Below are 2080 nucleotides of genomic sequence, written 5' to 3'. Positions count from 1 at the left end.
ATGATATGAACGAACCAATTGCCGATAATGTCCGGGCAATTTTAGATGGACATGTGGTTTTATCAAGAGATTTAGCCGCAAGAAATCATTACCCGGCAATTGATGTTTTACAAAGTGTCAGCCGGGTAATGATAGATATTGTGCCGCCAGAACATGAACAATCCGCAAGACGACTTAAGGAAATAATTGCCACCATCCGCGATGCCCAGGACATCATCGATATCGGCGCCTATGTTAAAGGCAGTAATCCCAAAATTGATTATGCCCTCTCTATGATTGATGAGGTAAATGCCTTTTTAAAGCAAGGAATATTTGAAAAGGTAGATTATGAAACTGCGGTAAAACAATTAATGGAATTATTCGCCAGCAAAGAAGGCACTGAAGGATAAGAAGTAGAGAATTAAGGGAAAAACAAAAGTTTTTTGTAACCGTTCAGGCTATATATCAAAAGTGTAAGAAAGGGGATAAGGAGATAAGAGTGATATGGAGATAAGATAATAGAAATAGATTGAAATTTATAGAAATAGGTAGAAATTGATTGTGGAAAACAACAAATTTCTATTAGTTTCTACTAATTTTCAATTTTTTTATAATATCTCCCTATCTCCTTAATCTCCACATCTCCTTTTGTTACACCACCTGAACGCTTACAGTTTTTTGTATTCTGACTACTATTTTCAGGGGATAATAAAATGCCAGGATTTAATTTTAGATTAGAACGAGTTTTAGAAGTTAAAAAATATAACGAAGACAAATTAAAAACGCAATTGGCTCATTTAAAACGAGAATATCTTCAGCAAGAAAATCTATTATGGTCATTACAAGAGGATTTGCAAACACAAATTTTCTTGCTTGGTGAAAGGCAAAAAAATCTTACCCGGACAATCGAAGAAATTATATGGGGCTATAATTATATCGTTAAACTCCGTGAGAATATCGAAAACCAGAAAAAAAGACTTAATGAACTAAATGAACAGATAAAAGAAGTAACTAAAAAATTAATTGGTGCCTCACAAGAAAAACAAATACTCGAAAACCTGAAAGAAAGGAAATTTGAGGAGTTTAAATTAGGGGTAGAAAAACAAGAGCAGGAATTTATGGATGAAGTAGGGATAAGCAGATATGTGAGTAGAATGAGGTCAGACATGACCCCGTTTAAGACATAGAAAAAAGCAGGGATGAAAGCCAAAATTGAACTTAGATTTATCGCCATAACGATACCTTATATTGCTATTCTCATTGGGCTTTACATGATGAATAATGTGTGGAGTGCTGTTATCTTATATCATTTTGGTATCGTTATCTTCTTATCCGCTGATCGGGAAAAAAAGTTGTATAGGAGTCTTTATTCGGGTTAAGTGTAAACAAGGAGAAATGGGGAAAAGGGAGAACTGGAGAAATGGCTCAAACTTAAAGCTCAAGTCTATGAATCCCAACCTCAACACCTTGATAGAATATCTTGACTTCTTTTTCTGATTCAAAGATGATGTTCAGTCTTGCAAACTCGACCTTCAAGGTATTGTGATAGATGCTCTCCAGAAAACCAGGTCCTAATGTGGTGTTGAGTAAGTTTTGCACGGCGTATCATCAGATTTCATAACCTGCACACGGATAATTGGTAACTGGTAATTGGTAATTGGTTAAATAGTTTCGTCCTGAGCTCAGCCGGTGATCCCTCAGTTATCAGTGGTAAAAACTAAATAGAAATTTTCTCTCGCAAAGACGCAAAGTTCGCAAAGATTATAATTTATTTCTTTGTGTTCTTTGCGCCTTAGCGAGAAATTTAATCTTTATGCCTTTCTCCCACCAATAACTAACCGATTACCTCAGCCGAACAGTATTTAATTACCAGTTACCAATCACCAGTTACCAGAATCGAATTCCGTGCGTTATTTGTTCAACACGACACTAACTTTTTATGGACATTAATACAGGCATTAATAATCCTATCAGTTAACTCTTCTTTTCTCCACTTCTCCATCTTCTCCCTTTCTCCTTATTTTTATCCTCCCTGAACCCTTACAAAATCTTTCCTGCTCTCTGAAATGTTATTAGAGTAATTTAAGCATTGAAGTGCGTG

4 protein-coding genes are annotated in these 2080 nt (G+C 35.5%); 3 read left to right on the top strand and 1 reads right to left on the bottom strand.

Going from position 1 to position 2080, the window contains the following annotated elements; translation table 11 throughout:
* From AB1414_19840 to AB1414_19830, 3 genes are all read left to right on the top strand, one after another.
* On the top strand, nt 1–389 hold a 389-nt coding region (locus AB1414_19840; protein MEW6609665.1), incomplete at its 5' end, for a hypothetical protein.
* A 303-nt stretch (nt 390–692) separates the two neighbouring features.
* Nucleotides 693–1166: a flagellar export protein FliJ gene (gene fliJ / locus AB1414_19835; protein ID MEW6609664.1), complete on the top strand. Its 474-nt coding sequence runs from the start codon at nt 693–695 to the stop codon at nt 1164–1166.
* Between the two features lie 12 nt (nt 1167–1178).
* On the top strand, nt 1179–1358 hold the full coding sequence (locus AB1414_19830; GenBank protein MEW6609663.1) for a hypothetical protein: 180 nt from the start codon (nt 1179–1181) through the stop codon (nt 1356–1358).
* A 52-nt stretch (nt 1359–1410) separates the two neighbouring features.
* Here AB1414_19830 and AB1414_19825 read toward each other — a convergent pair whose 3' ends face one another.
* A complete protein-coding gene (locus tag AB1414_19825; protein ID MEW6609662.1) occupies nt 1411–1578 on the bottom strand; it encodes a GxxExxY protein in 168 nt (55 codons plus the stop codon).
* Nucleotides 1579–2080: the final 502 nt, after the last annotated feature.

Source organism: bacterium (assembly GCA_040755795.1).
Lineage (GTDB): Bacteria > UBA9089 > CG2-30-40-21 > CG2-30-40-21 > SBAY01 > JBFLXS01.
The sequence above is the reverse complement of the archived record's forward strand: the minus strand, read 5'-3'. Positions and strand labels throughout refer to the sequence as shown.